This window comes from Photobacterium sp. 2_MG-2023, from assembly GCF_030547675.1.
Lineage (GTDB): Bacteria > Pseudomonadota > Gammaproteobacteria > Enterobacterales > Vibrionaceae > Photobacterium > Photobacterium arenosum.
The window spans coordinates 15,325-31,706 of sequence record NZ_JAUOQQ010000015.1 but is presented as its reverse complement, the minus strand read 5'-3'; the positions used below and the strand labels follow the sequence as shown (position 1 = coordinate 31,706).

General features: G+C 49.8%; 16 protein-coding genes and 3 tRNA genes. 12 read left to right on the top strand and 7 right to left on the bottom strand.

Annotated features, from left to right (window positions below):
* The first annotated feature begins 116 nt into the window (after window positions 1-116).
* From Q4491_RS13295 to Q4491_RS13285, 3 genes are all read left to right on the top strand, one after another.
* Window positions 117-986: a fructosamine kinase family protein gene (locus Q4491_RS13295; RefSeq protein WP_303458088.1), complete on the top strand. Its 870-nt coding sequence runs from the start codon at window positions 117-119 to the stop codon at window positions 984-986.
* An 81-nt stretch (window positions 987-1,067) separates the two neighbouring features.
* Window positions 1,068-1,721, top strand: coding sequence for a hexitol phosphatase HxpB (gene hxpB / locus Q4491_RS13290; protein ID WP_192016722.1), 654 nt, complete (start codon window positions 1,068-1,070; stop codon window positions 1,719-1,721).
* Between the two features lie 441 nt (window positions 1,722-2,162).
* Complete coding sequence (locus Q4491_RS13285; protein ID WP_027252104.1) at window positions 2,163-2,366, top strand: CPXCG motif-containing cysteine-rich protein; 204 nt, start codon at window positions 2,163-2,165, stop codon at window positions 2,364-2,366.
* A gap of 60 nt (window positions 2,367-2,426) precedes the next feature.
* On the opposite strand, the gene Q4491_RS13280 is transcribed toward Q4491_RS13285, so the two are convergent.
* Entirely contained in the window at window positions 2,427-3,035 is a 609-nt protein-coding gene (locus tag Q4491_RS13280; protein ID WP_218386003.1) for a riboflavin synthase subunit alpha, read from the bottom strand.
* A gap of 299 nt (window positions 3,036-3,334) precedes the next feature.
* On the opposite strand from Q4491_RS13280, the gene Q4491_RS13275 reads away from it, so the two are divergent.
* From Q4491_RS13275 to Q4491_RS13250, 6 genes are all read left to right on the top strand, one after another.
* On the top strand, window positions 3,335-4,705 hold the full coding sequence (locus Q4491_RS13275; protein ID WP_303458082.1) for an MATE family efflux transporter: 1,371 nt from the start codon (window positions 3,335-3,337) through the stop codon (window positions 4,703-4,705).
* A 101-nt stretch (window positions 4,706-4,806) separates the two neighbouring features.
* Window positions 4,807-5,877 (top strand): DUF3080 domain-containing protein, encoded by a 1,071-nt coding sequence (locus tag Q4491_RS13270; RefSeq protein WP_303458080.1) that lies wholly within the window; start codon window positions 4,807-4,809, stop codon window positions 5,875-5,877.
* Window positions 5,878-6,016: 139 nt separating this feature from the next.
* On the top strand, window positions 6,017-6,277 hold the full coding sequence (locus Q4491_RS13265; RefSeq protein WP_303458079.1) for a DUF5062 family protein: 261 nt from the start codon (window positions 6,017-6,019) through the stop codon (window positions 6,275-6,277).
* A gap of 162 nt (window positions 6,278-6,439) precedes the next feature.
* Window positions 6,440-6,516: transfer RNA gene (locus Q4491_RS13260), tRNA-Val, on the top strand.
* Between the two features lie 28 nt (window positions 6,517-6,544).
* Window positions 6,545-6,621: transfer RNA gene (locus Q4491_RS13255), tRNA-Val, on the top strand.
* A gap of 46 nt (window positions 6,622-6,667) precedes the next feature.
* Window positions 6,668-6,744 (top strand) — tRNA-Val (locus Q4491_RS13250).
* 53 nt (window positions 6,745-6,797) lie between these two features.
* Here Q4491_RS13250 and Q4491_RS13245 read toward each other — a convergent pair.
* Window positions 6,798-7,757, bottom strand: coding sequence for a hypothetical protein (locus tag Q4491_RS13245; protein ID WP_303458077.1), 960 nt, complete (start codon window positions 7,755-7,757; stop codon window positions 6,798-6,800).
* Between the two features lie 394 nt (window positions 7,758-8,151).
* Between Q4491_RS13245 and Q4491_RS13240 the strand changes: the two genes are divergently transcribed.
* From Q4491_RS13240 to Q4491_RS13230, 3 genes are all read left to right on the top strand, one after another.
* Window positions 8,152-9,309, top strand: a complete 1,158-nt coding sequence (locus Q4491_RS13240) for a glycosyltransferase (RefSeq protein ID WP_303458075.1) — start codon at window positions 8,152-8,154, stop codon at window positions 9,307-9,309.
* An 18-nt stretch (window positions 9,310-9,327) separates the two neighbouring features.
* Window positions 9,328-9,996 carry an SDR family NAD(P)-dependent oxidoreductase gene (locus tag Q4491_RS13235; RefSeq protein WP_303458073.1) on the top strand — a complete coding sequence of 223 codons (669 nt, stop codon included), beginning with the start codon at window positions 9,328-9,330 and terminating at the stop codon, window positions 9,994-9,996.
* Between the two features lie 222 nt (window positions 9,997-10,218).
* Window positions 10,219-11,223, top strand: a complete 1,005-nt coding sequence (locus tag Q4491_RS13230) for a substrate-binding domain-containing protein (RefSeq protein WP_303458071.1) — start codon at window positions 10,219-10,221, stop codon at window positions 11,221-11,223.
* A 107-nt stretch (window positions 11,224-11,330) separates the two neighbouring features.
* On the opposite strand, the gene galM is transcribed toward Q4491_RS13230, so the two are convergent.
* The 5 genes from galM to mglC all read right to left on the bottom strand — a co-directional run bounded on the left by galM (window position 11,331) and on the right by mglC (window position 16,381).
* Complete coding sequence (gene galM / locus Q4491_RS13225; RefSeq protein ID WP_303458069.1) at window positions 11,331-12,401, bottom strand: galactose-1-epimerase; 1,071 nt, start codon at window positions 12,399-12,401, stop codon at window positions 11,331-11,333.
* Entirely contained in the window at window positions 12,391-13,599 is a 1,209-nt protein-coding gene (gene galK / locus Q4491_RS13220; RefSeq protein WP_303458068.1) for a galactokinase, read from the bottom strand. Before galK ends, galM begins: the two co-directional genes overlap by 11 nt.
* Window positions 13,599-14,684, bottom strand: a complete 1,086-nt coding sequence (locus tag Q4491_RS13215) for a UDP-glucose--hexose-1-phosphate uridylyltransferase (RefSeq protein ID WP_303458065.1) — start codon at window positions 14,682-14,684, stop codon at window positions 13,599-13,601. Before Q4491_RS13215 ends, galK begins: the two co-directional genes overlap by 1 nt.
* A 282-nt stretch (window positions 14,685-14,966) precedes the next feature.
* Window positions 14,967-15,080: a hypothetical protein gene (locus Q4491_RS13210; protein WP_303458063.1), complete on the bottom strand. Its 114-nt coding sequence runs from the start codon at window positions 15,078-15,080 to the stop codon at window positions 14,967-14,969.
* Between the two features lie 290 nt (window positions 15,081-15,370).
* On the bottom strand, window positions 15,371-16,381 hold the full coding sequence (gene mglC / locus Q4491_RS13205; RefSeq protein WP_303458061.1) for a galactose/methyl galactoside ABC transporter permease MglC: 1,011 nt from the start codon (window positions 16,379-16,381) through the stop codon (window positions 15,371-15,373).
* Window position 16,382: the final 1 nt, after the last annotated feature.

Below are 16,382 nucleotides of genomic sequence, written 5' to 3'. Positions count from 1 at the left end.
ATCCATAGAATTGCCCCAACAGATTTGGCGTCACTGTCTTTATATAATCCAGCCCAGGCGCTGTATTATTGTTTATTATGATTTGTACCCAAACTGGTTTGTGCCCGGAGGATGCTATGTGGCAAGCGATTTCCCATCAGCTATCAGACGTACTTGATCAACCTTTTACCATTCGTGAGCGGAATACGCTCACTGGGGGGGACGTCAACGAATGCTATTGTATCAGCGATGGCGATCAAAGGTACTTCATCAAGCTTAATGAGAAAGAGCAGCTTCCCGTTTTTGAAGCAGAAGCGGAAAATCTGCGCGTCCTGCAGGAAACAAACTCAGTATCAGTGCCTACAAGCCGGCATATGGGCATAAGCCGGGATAAAGCCTTCCTCGTCCTCGATTTCATGCCCATGAAAAGTCTGGACACCGAATCGGCCCACACACTTGGCCAGCAACTGGCGCACCTTCATAAATGGGGCGAACAGCCTGAATACGGCTTCGACATAGACAATTTCATTGGCCTGACTCCTCAGCCCAATCAGTGGCGACGAAAATGGTGTCGCTTTTTCGCAGAACAGCGGATTGCCTGGCAATTGCAAATCTGTGAGGAGAAAGGCATCGATTTTGGCAGTATTGATGTCATCACAGGCAATGTGATTGACATCTTGTCGGCACATCAGCCAAAACCTTCCCTGCTGCATGGCGATTTATGGCATGGAAATACAGCACTCAGTGTAGATGGCCCGGTCATTTATGACCCCGCCTGCTACTGGGGTGACAGGGAATGCGACATTGCTATGACAGAGCTGTTCGGCGGATTTCCCGACAGTTTCTACAATGGCTATCAGTCTGTATTTCCGCTGGATGACGGCTACAAACAACGTCGCGACCTGTACAACCTTTACCACCTGCTGAACCACTGCAATCTCTTTGGTGGCGAATATCTGGATCAGGCTGAACGCTGTATTCGCAGGCTTAATCTGAGTAGCAATTAAAGGGTAATCCAGGCTACCGTCTGCAGAGTTGAAGTGATAAAGTTCACATTCTTTATCCTTTCAGCTCAAGACAGGAACAGTATGTTAAAAGCCGCAATCTTTGATATGGATGGCCTTCTGGTCGACTCAGAACCTTTCTGGCAACGTGCTCAGGTCGAGGTATTCTCTTCACTGGGTGTCACGATTTCACAGCAGGAAACGCTGGAAACCATGGGGTTGCGAATCGATCACATTGTTGATCTCTGGTTCGAGCGCCAGCCATGGCAAGGCCCGACTTGCCAGGACGTCAACACCCTGATCACCAAACGTGTGGAAGAACTGGTTCAAGAGCACAAACCTATGCTGCCTGGTGTGCGCGAAGCCATACAGACGTGCCAGGATATGGGCATAACCATTGCTCTGGCCTCGTCTTCACCTATGAGCCTGATTCATGCCACCTTAGATGCCCTGTCACTGACAGATCATTTCAGTGCCTTGTTCTCTGCCGAGCACCTTCGTTTTGGTAAGCCTCACCCGGAAGTGTACCTGAATGCCGCCGATGAACTGGGTGTTGAACCTCACCACTGTGTGGCCTTTGAAGATTCACTTAACGGCTTGCTGGCCGTCAAAGCTGCCCGCATGAAAAGTATCGTAGTGCCAGAACAGCAACACCGTTCCGATCTGCGTTGGTCGATCGCAGACAGAAAACTTAACTCGCTGCTCGAAGTAAACAAAGAATTAATAGCCAGCCTTTAATCAGCTTGAAGAATGATTGGTCTGTTTGTCGCGAATCACAAATAGGCTGATCATTCTATTTCACAAAACATTCATCCATTCTGACATCAAAAGCGTCACTATAGACCCATTTTCTGTCAGTCAGCTTCACATTACCCTTAGCTTGTCTACTTTGTTCTTATCAACTTTCTAAGCGACAAAGCCCCCTCCGTTAAAACTTCTCAGCAATTCAAAGTTTGCAGTTAATTCACGGCAAAAACTAATCCATATCGCTAGGATTAACTTAACGGTTAGCAAACCTATACCCATCGTTATTGGTGCGATTGTCCGGTAAGAAACAACGTCTGATTTCCAACCCGTCAATGGCTTCTAAGGCGAAAGAGTCAAGACTCTCCAGTATGGACACTGGCAGCGGTATGAATGTGCCAATCAGTATCAGGTACATAATGTAAGGAGCAGAAAATGAAGAACTATAGTGAACAGAGTGTGACTTGTCCGCATTGTGGCCACCATATCCGAATTACCCTGGACAGCAGTGCCGGCAGTCAGGAATTTTACGATGATTGCCCCGCGTGTTGCCATGCGATCCACTTGAACATGCAGGTGGATGAATTACACAAAACCATTCACCTGTTTGTAGACGCTGACGACGAGCAGATTTTTTAACGTTCGAATCCACACGCCCCTCTGATGAGAGGGCGTGTGGATTGATGCAAATGATTTCCTTTAGCCTCTCGCTACCATCACCCTTTCCACCGTATCCACCACAGCCTGCGTCTGAGGATCAATCTCTATATTGATCACATCGCCTTTTTGGCGCGCTGACAGGTTTGTCCTGTTCAGGGTTTCCGGGATCAGGTTGACGTTAAATCGCTGGCCTTCCACATCGCCAATAGTCAGGCTGGCCCCGTCGATGCCGATATACCCCTTAGTAAACACATATTTCATCAGGGCGGCAGGCAGAGAAAACCAAATCTGATGATTGTTTTCTGTTTCAATGACCTCATCAACCACCGCTGTGGTCATGATATGTCCCGACATACTATGGCCACCAATCTCATCGCCAAACTTAGCCGCTCGTTCAATGTTCACTGCATCACCGGGACTGAGCAAACCCAGGTTGGTGACACGAAGTGTTTCCTGCATCAGATCGAAAGAAACATGATTTCCATTGATCTGCGTTACCGTCAGACAACAGCCGTTATGGGCTACAGAGGCGCCAATTTCCAATCCTGGCAGCAGATCATCCGGCATTTGAATAACGTGAGTCTGAAAATCTTTTTTCTTTTTAATTTCAATAATTTCAGCCGTACACTGAATAATACCTGTAAACATTTCCCCTCCAGAGAACTGAACCTGAAAGCGATGGTCACTCGCCTAATCGGATTGCAACAACATGCTGCGCTGCACAATGAATCTCTGCCCAGCATCCTAACATTGACCCGTTTTACTTAGCCAGTCCTGCAGTCCCGCTGCATTGTGATAACCTCAAACAGTGCGGCAACACAAAAAAAAGCAGAGAAGTGCTGAATTGTGATACAGATTGAATAAATCATTGTCAGTATCAGTGAAGCCGATATAATCCACTGTGAAGATTATTCCAATAATAGATTACCTGCCCTCTGGAGCATTTCGTGCATCTTTATCGTCTAGAAACTAAGCGACTGTTAAAACTCGCTATTCCTGTTTTGATCGCCTCTGTCGCACAGACGGCAATGAGTTTTATTGATACTGTGATGGCTGGTGGAGTCAGTGCCACCGATATGGCCGCTGTCTCGGTCGCCTCCAGTGTCTGGATGCCTGCCATTCTGTTTGGCATTGGTGTGCTATTTGCGATGGTGCCCATTGTGGCCCAGCTCAACGGTTCTGGCCAGAAAGACAAAATTCCGTTTCAGGTTCAACAAAGCTTTGTATTGTCTTTACTCTTGTCAGTCCCAATCATACTGGTGCTCTATAATGCGGGCATCTTAATTGATTACATGGCCGTCGAACCTGTACTGGCAGAGAAAACCATTGGTTACTTACACGCCGTTCTTTATGCTGTTCCGGCCCTGCTGCTGTTTCAGGCATTGCGCAGCTTTTCTGAAGGCCTGTCGCTGACCGTTCCCGGTATGGTGATTGGTTTCATCGGGTTGTTAGCCAACATTCCGCTTAACTGGATCTTTGTTTACGGTAAATTCGGCGCTCCGGCGCTTGGCGGAATCGGCTGCGGTGTTGCCACTGCCATTGTGTACTGGCTGATGTACTTCTCGATGCTGGTTTATGTACTGATGAACCGAAAACTCAACCGCGTTGGGCTATTCCGCACCTGGTATCGCCCAGAGTTGAAAGCTATTGTGCGTCAGTTCAAGCTTGGTTTTCCGATTGCAGCCGCATTATTTTTTGAAGTTTCAATCTTTGCGGCAATTGCACTGCTGATTGCGCCTCTGGGTTCGATTGTTGTCGCCGCCCACCAGATTGCCATCAACTTCTCTTCGCTGGTCTTCATGTTACCAATGAGTTTAGGTGCTGCAGTCAGCATCCGTGTCGGACACCAGTTAGGTGAGCAAAACTTTGATGGTGCGAAAATTTCCAGCCACTGCGGTATCTGGGTTGGCGTGGCTATTTCGGTTGCGACGGCTGTTTTGACGATCATTTTCCGCGAACAGATAGGCTTGTTATATACCGACAACTCCGACGTTATTATGCTGGCAACTCAGCTCTTGTTCCTTGCGGCCGTTTACCAGTGCAGTGATGCCGTTCAAGTGGTTGCTGCAGGGGCACTGCGTGGTTACAAAGATATGCGTGCCATTTTTATCCGCACCTTTATCGCCTATTGGGTTTTTGGTCTGCCAATCGGGTATGTACTCGGTATGACAAACCTGTTCGCCGCACCAATGGGGCCACACGGCTTCTGGATTGGTACGATTGTTGGCTTAACCGCTGCAGCATTAATGCTGACAGTGCGGCTGCTTTGGCTGCAACGTCAAGACCATGATTTCCAACTGGCAATGTCGGTACAATAATCGAACTCCCACCCTTCCTAAGGCAGCAAGCGCTGCCTTTTCTTTATCTGAAAACTCAATCTGTTAGCTTATACTGTTATAAAAATCCCAGAATAACGATCATGCGCCGACGCTTTCTTTTAAATCCGCTTAACATAAACAAGCTGCTGATTCAGCTCGCATTGCTCAGCCTGCTCATTATACTGGCCGGTTGTGACCGTCAGTCCTCAGATAACCAGTTTGCGGACTATGCTGATCGTCTGGCCTCTGTGCTGGATGTGAGCTCCCCGAAAGAGCCGGATACCCGGCTCCCGCCACTACCCGACGTCAGTGATTTGCTACAGCGCACTGAAGATGTACGAATGGGACTGATTGATGCCTATGAACTCAGAAAATGCGGCTTGTTTCATCTCATCGCAGAGCGCAACTCTGTACTGGGAAAAGTGCAGGACAGAACCCGTCAGCTACGCTACGAACTGCTGTTATTAGACGGTATCGGCCACTGTATCGCGACTTTGCCCGAAGACAATGATCTCAAAGTGCAGTTGATAGAAGTTCAGACCACGAAAAAAGATGACCTGCCTAAATACCTGTGGAACATGCTGCTCACTGGTGAAGAATGGCAAAAACAATTCAAGCCGGCACACTTCGCTTTTTCGCTGAACACAATTCCAGATGCCACCGCTACCCTGCAGGCGATAAGTGGTTTAGCGCACATTGCCAGCCAGATTTCGGCCCAGCATAGCGTATCGGCCCAGTCCGCTGAACGCCTGATCAGCTACGAAGAGAACATCCACAGATCACGTTTTCTTGGTCAGCTTTTTTACTCTATGGCCCGTGCCACTGACTGGCTGAACACCACAACCTCCCTGCTGAGCCAAAACGACGCCACAGTCGTGTGCGGCCCTAACCGAAACCAGCAGAAAGCCAACTTTCTGGAGAACGTTTTCTATAAATTTTTCATTACGGATATTCAGCCATACCTTGCCTCGCTTGATGCCCGCTACCAGGATATTCAGCCGGATCTGCAAACCTTGTTTGCTATCCCCAACCGCCCTGCTGCGCTCGCCGATTATCACAGCTTCTATATTGACGGTGACATACACCGCCAATTTCGTGACGCTACTCTCAACCACGTCTCATACTGGCAGACCTTGTTCAAGCGTTGTGGGATAAACGTCGGACAGCCATAGGGTAGCTGGTCTTTGCCGTTCATTTTCATCGCCTTGCCGAAACACCGTTAACTGCCTTACAGATGAATGACCATGAGCTCAAAAAATCAACGCCACTACTATGCTTTACATACAGGCCACAATCAGGGAACGAGATCGAATGAAAAAAATCAAAAACGAACAAAAACTGATTAAGAAAGCCATGGAAATAGGCATCGCCTTTGCCAAAAAGCAGGGTTACGAAGAGTTCGACAAAGGCATTTCAGATAAAGAAAAAGTGGAATGTATCTACCGGTTACTGGTTGATGTTAAGCAAATTACCCCGCTTTCTCCCGATCAGGAAGACGGCCCCAATATGAAGCATAAACTGGCTATCTGGATCTCCCGCTTACTGCCGCCGGATCATGAGCTTTTGCAATAATTTTTACTCTGAAAACAACCACTCAGTGCCTGATTCAGCGTCAGGCAGTACAAGTAACAATCAAACAGTCACGAAAAATAAAAAAAGCCAACTCAAACACTTGCGCCAGTGGGTGTGAATCGCTAATATTCACCCCGTTCTCAAGCAGGACGATTTAGTGATACGACCGTAGCTCAGCTGGTTAGAGCACCACCTTGACATGGTGGGGGTCGGTGGTTCGAGTCCACTCGGTCGTACCAAATCCTGCATTAGAATAACTTAAAATATGCGTCTGTAGCTCAGCTGGTTAGAGTATCGCCTTGACATGGCGGGGGTCGGTGGTTCGAGTCCACTCAGACGCACCAAATTTTTTCAATATGCCAAAGCGTGTTGAAGCAAAAACTGAATAAAGCGTCTGTAGCTCAGCTGGTTAGAGTATCGCCTTGACATGGCGGGGGTCGGTGGTTCGAGTCCACTCAGACGCACCATACAGAGAAGCCCGTTCGAAAGAACGGGCTTTTTGTTTGCCTGCAGATTAGTTTTACGCGTTGTTCCAGTTCACTGTAAAAGTGAAATCCCACAGATCATTTGAAGGTAATATGCCGGGATAGGCAGCATAAAACGTATTGTTTAATGCTGCTAAGGCAGGGCCGCACTGAGATCCCGCTCCATTGGCTTCTGTAAAATCAATCTGATTGGTACTCCAGGTGGTGCCATTAAAAGCACAACCATATAGCTGTGCGGTGTGGGCACCGTGGTAGAGCGCGAATAAAGTATCACTGGTTGCCGCCAGCGACACACCGTCATAGCCTTCTGCCCCGTTTGCATCTTCCAGGTTGGTTTGCGGCCCCCACTCTAGCCCGTCAGAAGAAGAGCACACGTAAATGGCCGAACCATTAATTGCCGTTCCGCCCGCCCCTTCCCAGCCTAAAAACAGTTTCCCGTTGAAAGGCGCTAACGATGGGCCGGCTGTTGTTGTGGTTGCCGCGCCATTCTGGTCGCTGACATTCACCTGTGAATCCCAGTCGGTACCGTTTGCCGATGAACAAACATAAAGGCTATTCGATAAATCCTCTCCCCGGTATGCCAAATAAAGCCGACCGTTAAATGCGGCAAGTGCTGGCTGGGAATCGGTTTCAGCATCATTCTGTGAGGTGATTTTTGTTTGATCACCAAAATTGACGCCATCTGCACTTGAGCAGATATAAATGCTATCGGAACCTGAGCCCTGATAGGCCAGATACAGTCTGCCATTGAATGCCGCCAGCGCAGGGCTATTCTGGGTTTTCGCGCCATTATCGTCGGTAATATCCGTTTGCTGAGACCAGCTAACCCCGTCGGCAGTGGAGCATATATACAGGCTTTTAGAGCTCCCCCAGCCACGATAAGCCATGTATGCCCTGCCGTTGAATGCCGCCAGAGCGACTTGACTGCTGGACTCAGCATCATTCTTAAGCGTGATTTCTGTTTGATTCGATGTGTTTACACTAATGGTAGCCATGCGTATTTTTCTCCTGAACTGAGATAATTGTGGCAGAGCGATGCCACTGCCTGTCCTTGTTCCATAACGCTTATTCCATAGCCCTTGATCCATACATTGTCCAAACAGCTTTAACCACTAAGCAGACACCCTGAGCCTGGAAAAACTCTTTCCAGCTTAGACCAGAAAAACACACCAGCAGGACAAGAAATGCAGACATGTGGTTAATGTCATCCTTCATTGATAAATTGCACATTGATTTCAATCTCAGTTGCCATTCCCAACTTGGTTTGCAGAATGCGAATTTCACCCTATTCGCAGCCTGCCCCGGACACTAACAGGCGCCTCCAGCCGCATTATTACTGGTATAACTCTTGCTTCATCCTATACAGGCAGGTGTTGTAAGGCGGTCGCTATGAATGCTGTTATTCAGGTTGTAAAGCACTTAACACCGGGAATGGTGGGCATTACAGCAGTGAACATTCAGCAATTCTCTGCCTTGCGGCAAAGACGCTTTATCGTCTGTCTGGAAGGGACGATGAGTGAATCACTTGAAAGGTGGCCTTACCTGAAAAATGTCATCGATAAACTGATCTTCCTTGATGCAGAATCTGAAACGGCTGCAAACGTTATTCGCACTCTGGTAAAACTGTTTCGTGCATACAACGCAGGTGTTGTGCATACCCATCAAAGCACTGCTTTATATCAGGCAGGTATTGCAGCCAGGCTGGCCGGCGTCAAAACCTTAATACACAGCGAGCACGACAACTGGCTGGAAGAAGAACCTAAACACCCGCGCTTGCTGAAAATGGCTCTGAGTTGTATGCAACCTGTGGTGGTTACCAGCGGCGGCAGAATGAATGACAGGTTACAAACATCTCTTAGCTGCCGGGATATCACCACGATTCCGCACGGTGTTGATACTCAGCGATTCCAGCCTGGCAATCAGGGCCTAGCCCGGCTCAGGCTGGGCTTACCCACAGGGGCGAAAATCATAGGCACAGCAGGCAGACTGATCCCGGAAAAGCGGCATCATTTATTGATACATGCCCTGAGTCATTTACCGGAGAATGTGCATCTGACCCTGGCAGGGGAAGGTGGTCTGGCGCGATCGCTGCATATGCTGGCAATAAAGCTATCGCTGAGCCACCGTGTTCATTTCATGGGCCATGTCGAAAACATGTCGGAATTTTATCAGGCGCTGGATCTGTTCTGTATTACCTCTGAAGAGGAGGACTACTCTGTTTCTCCCCTTGAAGCACAATCCTGTGGAATACCTGCGGCACTGACCGATATGGGAGCCTGCAGCGATGTCCTTTGTCCGTTAAATGGTATCCCGCTCAATACTGACGATGAACGGACGCTTATTTACCAAATCCATACTGCGCTGCTTAAGAAACCAGGCATCAGCCCTCGCCGCTATATTTTGCAACACCACAATGTTCGCACCATGGCCGAGGCTTACGATGCGCTGTGTTATCAGGAAAACCCACCTTATATTGATAACCATCAGCATGCTACCAACCCTGCCCGTCAATCAAAATATCGCTATACTTTGCCGAATAAACCCTGATAAAAGCAGAGGATAACAATGATTCTGATCACAGGCGCCAGCAGTGGACTGGGTGCAGCTCTGGCTGCCTCTTATGCTGCCGATGGCCACACGCTGACACTGACAGGCCGAAACGACGAGCGCTTACATAACATCGCCCGTCAATGTCAGCCTGCCAATATCTGCACCCTTACTGCCGATCTTTCAGATGCCAGCTCGGTGTCATCTCTGTTCGATAAACTGCCATCAGCACCTGAGACCATTATTTTCTGTGCGGGCAGTGGCTATTTCGGCTCGCTGGAGAAACAAGAGCCCGACGCCATAGCGCAGTTGATCAGCAATAACCTGCTGTCTGCAACCTATTTCCTGCGGGAAGCGATTCAACGCTACCGTAATACTCCCCTGACCTGCGCTATTGTTATGTCGACAGCGGCTCAGGTGGCGAAAGCCGGCGAGTCAACCTATTGCGCTGCCAAATGGGGAGTAAAGGGATTGGTGGAATCAGCCCGGCTGGAACTGGCAGGTAAACCAATGAAACTGGTTGGGGTGTACCCTGGCGGCATGGCAACCGAATTCTGGGCCAGCAGTGGTAAAGAGATGGATATCAGCAGTTTCATGCCACCTGAAGAAACCGCCGCCATGTTAAAAAAAGCGCTGCAACATGCTGAACACGGTTATATTTCTGATATTACTATCAATCGTTATTGATCCAACCAGCACTCTTTATCCGCACTCTCTTTCGCAGGCTGACCAGACTGGCGGCTTGCGATAGATTCCGGCCGCTTTTTCCGGCATGTAAGTAAACGGTTACACTAAATAAATACTATTTTATTCATTAAGTTGTGCCATGGTCACAATTGGTTGATATTCTTTGATTGAAACCATTACACCCGCGTTGTTTAATAGACTGGAATATTGAATGAGGTCACCATGGCAACTATCAAAGATGTCGCAAAACACGCGGGTGTGTCTGTTGCGACCGTTTCCCGTGTTATCAATAAATCACCTAAAGCCAGTCAGACAGCCGTTGATGCTGTCAGTCAGGCCATGCGCACACTGGGTTACCGGCCCAACGCCAACGCCAGAGCGCTCGTTAACCAAAGCACCAACACCTTGGGCGTACTCGCTGGTGATGTCTCGGATCCCTTCTTTGGCGCTATGGTCAAAGCGATTGATGGTATTACCCGACAGGAAAAGAAACATCTGCTGATCGGTAACGGATACCACAATGCTGAACAAGAGCGCGAAGCCATAGAACTGCTGCTCAACAGCCGGTGTGAATCCTACGTCATCCACAGTAAAGCACTCAGCAATGACGAGTTAATCGAATTTGCGCGTGAGATTCCCAGCATGGTGCTCATCAACCGATTTATTCCTGAGATTGCCAACCGTTGCATCGCCCTTGATAACGAACGCGGCACGTATCTGGCCACCAAATTTCTCATTTCGCACGGCCACCAGCAGATTGGCTATGTCAGTTCAAACCATGATATCGAAGACAGAGAACAGCGCAGAAACGGATACGAAAAAGCACTGGAAGAACACGGCATTCCATTTCGTGAAAGTTATATTGAGTTTGGTTCACCGGATGGTGAAGGCGGTGAAAGCGCAGCCATTAACCTGCTCGCGAAAAATCTGCCAATTACAGCGATTGTCACCTATAACGACTTCATGGCCGCGGGCGTGCTCTCAGTGCTGGATGAAAATGGCATCCGAACACCAGAGGAGATGTCGCTTGTTGGTTTTGACGATGGCGCGCTAGCACGATACCTGCATCCGAAATTGACAACCGTTCGCTATCCCATTCAGATCATGGCCGAGCAAGCTGCCATTTTGTCGATGAAATTAGCCAGAAATGAAGCCATCAGCCCTGACAGCCGTTTATATGCCCCAACTCTTGTGCGTCGCTTATCCGTACGCGCATTAACGGAATGAACGAATTAACGGATTGAAAAAAGCGAGTGGCAACCCGCACACTCGCTGATATGATTTCATCCCCCCCCCAGAGAAATCACCAACCGGCTGCAAAGCCGGACATACCTTTACTCAAAATCAAACTGATAACAGGTCGTGTGCTGATAGCGGTCCCCCGCAATCAGCCAGGAATCACTGAAGTGCCATTCCGGGTGATTGGGAGAGTCCGGTAAATATTGGGTTTCAATCGCAATGCCCTGATACTGTTGATAGCACCCATCACGTCCGGGAGTGCCTGCCAGTGCATTGCCGGTATAAATCTGAACCGCGGGCTTAGTGGTCATCACTGTCATTGATACCCGTTTATCTCCCGAGATCAGTTCAACGGCTGTTCCCGTACCAATGGCTTCATCATTGAGTACAAAGGCATGGTCATAACCGCCGGCCAGTTGCTGATCCGCATCCAGCAGCAAATCCTGGCGAACTGGCTTTCCCTTGCCAAAATCGAATCCGGTTCCGGCTACCGCGCGCAGTTCACCGGTCGGAATCATATCCGCATCTGTCACGGCATAGTGCTGCGCCTTGACGGTGAGACAATGATCCAGACAATCGGAACCTGACTCAGCCCCTGACAGATTAAAATAGGCATGATTGGTGAGATTCACTGGCGTGTCTTCATCCGCTTGTGCCTGGTAGTCAAAGATCACCTGGTTAGACTCACTGAGTGACACCGTCACGGATAACGTCAAATGGCCGGGGAAGCCCTGATCGCCAGCCGGTGATGGCAAACTGAAGCGTATCGAGGAATCAGAACATTGATCCGCCTGCCAGCGCTGCTTATCAAATCCGTGCGGGCCGCCGTGCAGGCAATGTGCATTTTGATTCGCCAGCAGACTGAAAACTTTGCCATTGCGGCTGAACTGACTGTTGCTGATCCGGTTAGCAAAACGTCCCACCGTGGCGCCGAGATACGCTGTCTGACGCTGGTAATCGGCCAGAGTGCGGCAGCCCAGCAACACTTCACGCCGACCGCAACGCAGCGGCAAGGTGCAACTTAACCAGGTTGCCCCCATGTCCATGAAAGTCGCTGTCATGCCACTGCGATTGGATAAAGTGAACACCCGAGCCGGTTGCCCATCGTCGGTGACCTCTGAGGTCAGGCTGGCAGCCAGTTGCTGTACATAGTCATCACTGAGCATTGAGTAGAACCTGCTGCAGCGAAACGTTTTTCAGGACACCAGCACCAGCCATTGGCTGGCAGACATAGATGCTGGCCCTAAGCCCGGTTGCGTTTTGGTACTGGGTCTCAACCGCCTGCTGTACTGGGGCGACCAGTTCCGCAGGCACCAGCGCGACCACGCATCCGCCAAAACCGCCGCCTGTCATACGCACGCCGCCCCGCTCGCCGATTGCTGCTTTCACAATATCAACCAGGGTGTCGATTTCCGGTACTGTGATTTCAAAATCATCCCGCATAGATTGATGAGATTCCGCCATCAGTTGGCCTAGCGTTGCCAGATCTCCCTGCTCTAAGGCTTCAGCCGCACGCAGGGTACGCACATTCTCAGTAATAATATGTCTGGCACGACGGGCAACCTTTTCTTCGAGTTGATCCACCTTGCTGAGAAATGTTGCTATGTCCACATCCCGTAATGCTTTAGCACCAAAGGCATGGGCAGCCGCTTCGCATTGCTGACGTCGGGTATTGTATTCACTGCCGACTAATCCACGCTTTTTGTTACTGTTGATAATCACCACCGCCAACTCAGGCGGCAGAGACACGGCTTTGGTGTCTAAAGAACGGCAGTCGATTAACAGCGCATGCCCCGCTTCACCTTCGGCAGAAATCAGCTGATCCATGATGCCGCAATTGCATCCGACAAACTGGTTCTCAGCCTGCTGACCAATTAACGCGATCTCCTGCTGTGTCAGTGACAAACCGAACAAGGTGTTAAAGGTCTGCCCTATGACCACTTCCAGCGCCGCGGATGAGCTCAGCCCTGCCCCCTGAGGGACATTACCGCTGACCGCAATATCAATACCACCCAGTTGACAGCCTCGTGACTGCAAGCAGTCAATCACGCCACGAATGTAGTTGACCCACAGGCAATCTTTGTCAAACACCAATGGTTGAGAAAGATCGAACGTATTCAGCTCGCCCTGGTAGTCGATTGCCATCACCCTGACACACTGATCGTCACGTCGGGCGGCAGCCACCATGGTCTGATAATCAATGGCACACGGCAGGACAAAGCCATCATTGTAATCTGTGTGCTCACCAATCAAATTAACGCGTCCCGGCGCCTGAATCAGGTGTGACGGCGCATAACCAAACCCCTCAGCAAAGGCGATGACAAGGCTACTGGCTAGCTGTTCTTCCCGGCTGTTTGTCGTCATTACTGCTTTTCCTTACTGGTGTTTTGTTCGCGATAGTGGACATCGCTGACAGCCCGCAGTCTTTCTGCGGCCTGTTCGGGTGTTAAGTCACGCTGGCTTTCTGCCAGCATTTCGTAGCCAACCATGAATTTCTTCACACTCGCTGAGCGCAACAATGGCGGGTAAAACAAGGCGTGCAATTGCCAGTGGTCCAGAACATTACTGTCAGTGTCGCTGTGCTCAAAGAAAGGGGCGAAATGCCATCCCATCGAATATGGGAATGGACACCGGAACAGGTTGTCATAGCGACTGGTGAGCTTTTTCAGCGCCAGTGCCAGATCTTCCCGCTGTTCAGCAGAAAGTTCACTCATGCGACGAATGTGGGTTTTCGGCAGCAGCAGGGTTTCAAACGGCCAGGCGGCCCAATAAGGGACGACTGCCAGCCAGTGCCCGGTCTCCACCACCGTCCTGCTGCCATCTGCCAGTTCCGAGTTGACGTAATCCACCAGCAACGGCCTGCCGTGTCGGTGGAAATAGTCGCGCTGATACTGATCTTTCACCGCCACTTCGTTGGGCAGAAAACTGTTGGCCCATATCTGCCCGTGCGGGTGAGGCTGCGAACAACCCATAATAGCGCCTTTGTTTTCAAAAGCCTGTACCCAGAGAAAGCGCTGACCTAGCTCTTCGATCTGACTGTTCCAGGTATTCACTAGCCCGGTAATTGCCGACAAGGGCAATTCAGGCAGCGTTTTACTGTGGTCCGGCGAGAAACACACCACCCGGCTCAGACCCTGAACGGATTCAAACTGAAACAGGCTACTTTCTTCGCTGCTGGCAACCGGGCTGTCTGGCATTAACGCAGCGTGATCATTATTGAAGACATAAGTCCCGGTATAGGCCGGGTTTACATCGCCCGACACCCGGGTATTGCCTGCGCACAAGAAGCACTCGCTGTCGTAAGCCTGATCCGGTGCCGCCGCTGGCGCCTCATCTGCGCCCTGCCAAGGCCTTTTCGCACGGTGGGGTGACACCAGAACCCACTGACCGGTCAGCGGGTTCAAACGCCGGTGAGGATGTTCGCTTGCATCAAATACGTCTGTAAACATAGTGACTGAATGCCTTACTTATCGTGATTACCTACAATGAGCAGCAGTGTAGCAATCCGCTGCTCAGGGAGACTGTTACCTTTCTCACACAGTGGAAACGTTTACAAAAATTAATTGAAAATCACAGTTCATGTTCAGATTAAAGCTTATAAATACACGTAATATCCGAAGTGAACTCTATGTAAACGTCTATCATAAAGTTCCCCTAACAGGACTGATCTCCCTGAGAAGAAAAACTAAGCTGGTAGCGGTATTCTGGCTGTGTGAGCAGATAATCCGGCTTCACACTCGGGCTCCAGGAGACGTCGCCCCCACGCCCATGTGCTGATGATCAAGCTGTACATACCACTGACCATCGGCTTTGAGGTGGTGATCATGCTTAGCATGAGCCAGCATATGAGCCGGATAACGGCTGACGCTGAAGTAATCGCCCAGTCACCATTGAGAGTGCGGCGATTACTGCCGCCTTGGTGCAAAGCGTCGGTTTCAGACGCATAACTGAATAATGGGCTGTGCGCCTGAATACGGTTTCTCTGAACCGAATGTGGGTTTTCCCAATCACGGCGCGCCAGAATCTCAGAAAAAGACAGCATGGAGTGTCCTCAGTATTTTCCGATTCGTTAACAATGCACACAGACAGCAACACCAGGATAAAAAGACTGATGGGCTGTCTGCATAAGGTTCGCTTATTTCTTGTTCGCGTACTTCATTGAGTCGAGGGCAACCGCAAAGATGATGATGCCGCCTTTAATGATGTACTGCCAGTAAGGGCTGACACCAATATAGGTCATACCATAATTGATGATGGTAAAAATCAGCACCCCGGTTACCACACCGATCACACTGCCGACGCCACCGGCGAAGGACACCCCACCAACCACACAGGCGGCAATGGCATCCAGCTCATACATAAAGCCCAGGTTGTTGGTTGCAGAGCCGATACGCCCCGCTTCCAGCATGCCGCCAAAGGCGTAAAACACACCAGACAGCGCGTAAATCTTCAGCAGTGTAACCGGCACATTCACACCCGAGACTTTCGCCGCTTCCGGGTTACCGCCAATAGCGAAAATATTCTTGCCAAACACCGTTTTGTTCCACAGTACCCACACCAGGCCAATGGCAATAATGGCGTAGAAAGTCAGGTAAGAAAGCCTGAAACTACCCAGCCTGATGAAACCCTGAGCGAACTCTGAAAAGCGCGGGTCAAAACCGGCAATTGGCGAGGCACCCACTGAGTCAAAATACAGCGAGTTAACCCCGTATACGATGATCATGGTACCCAGCGTGGCAATAAACGGCGTTACCCGCATGTAGGCCACAATAAAACCGTTCACCAAACCTATCAGTGCGCCGACGGCACAAACCGCAATAATGACAGCAACGATTGGGATCTGGCCCAGATCCGGGAAAACTTTGTTTACGTTATCTGATGCCTGCAGCAAAGTCGCAGACAGCACCGCAGCCAGTCCCACCTGACGGCCGGCTGACAAGTCTGTGCCCTGAGTAATAATCAGGCCAGCCACACCCAGTGCAATAATGATACGAACAGAAGACTGCGTAAGAATATTACTTAAGTTTCTCAAACTTAAAAAAGACGGTTCCTGAATCACTATGATAGCGAGCAGAATAAAAAGTACTGCATAAATACCGCCGGCTTTAAGGTAGCGCATCATGCTTAATTTTTTTAATGTATCCATG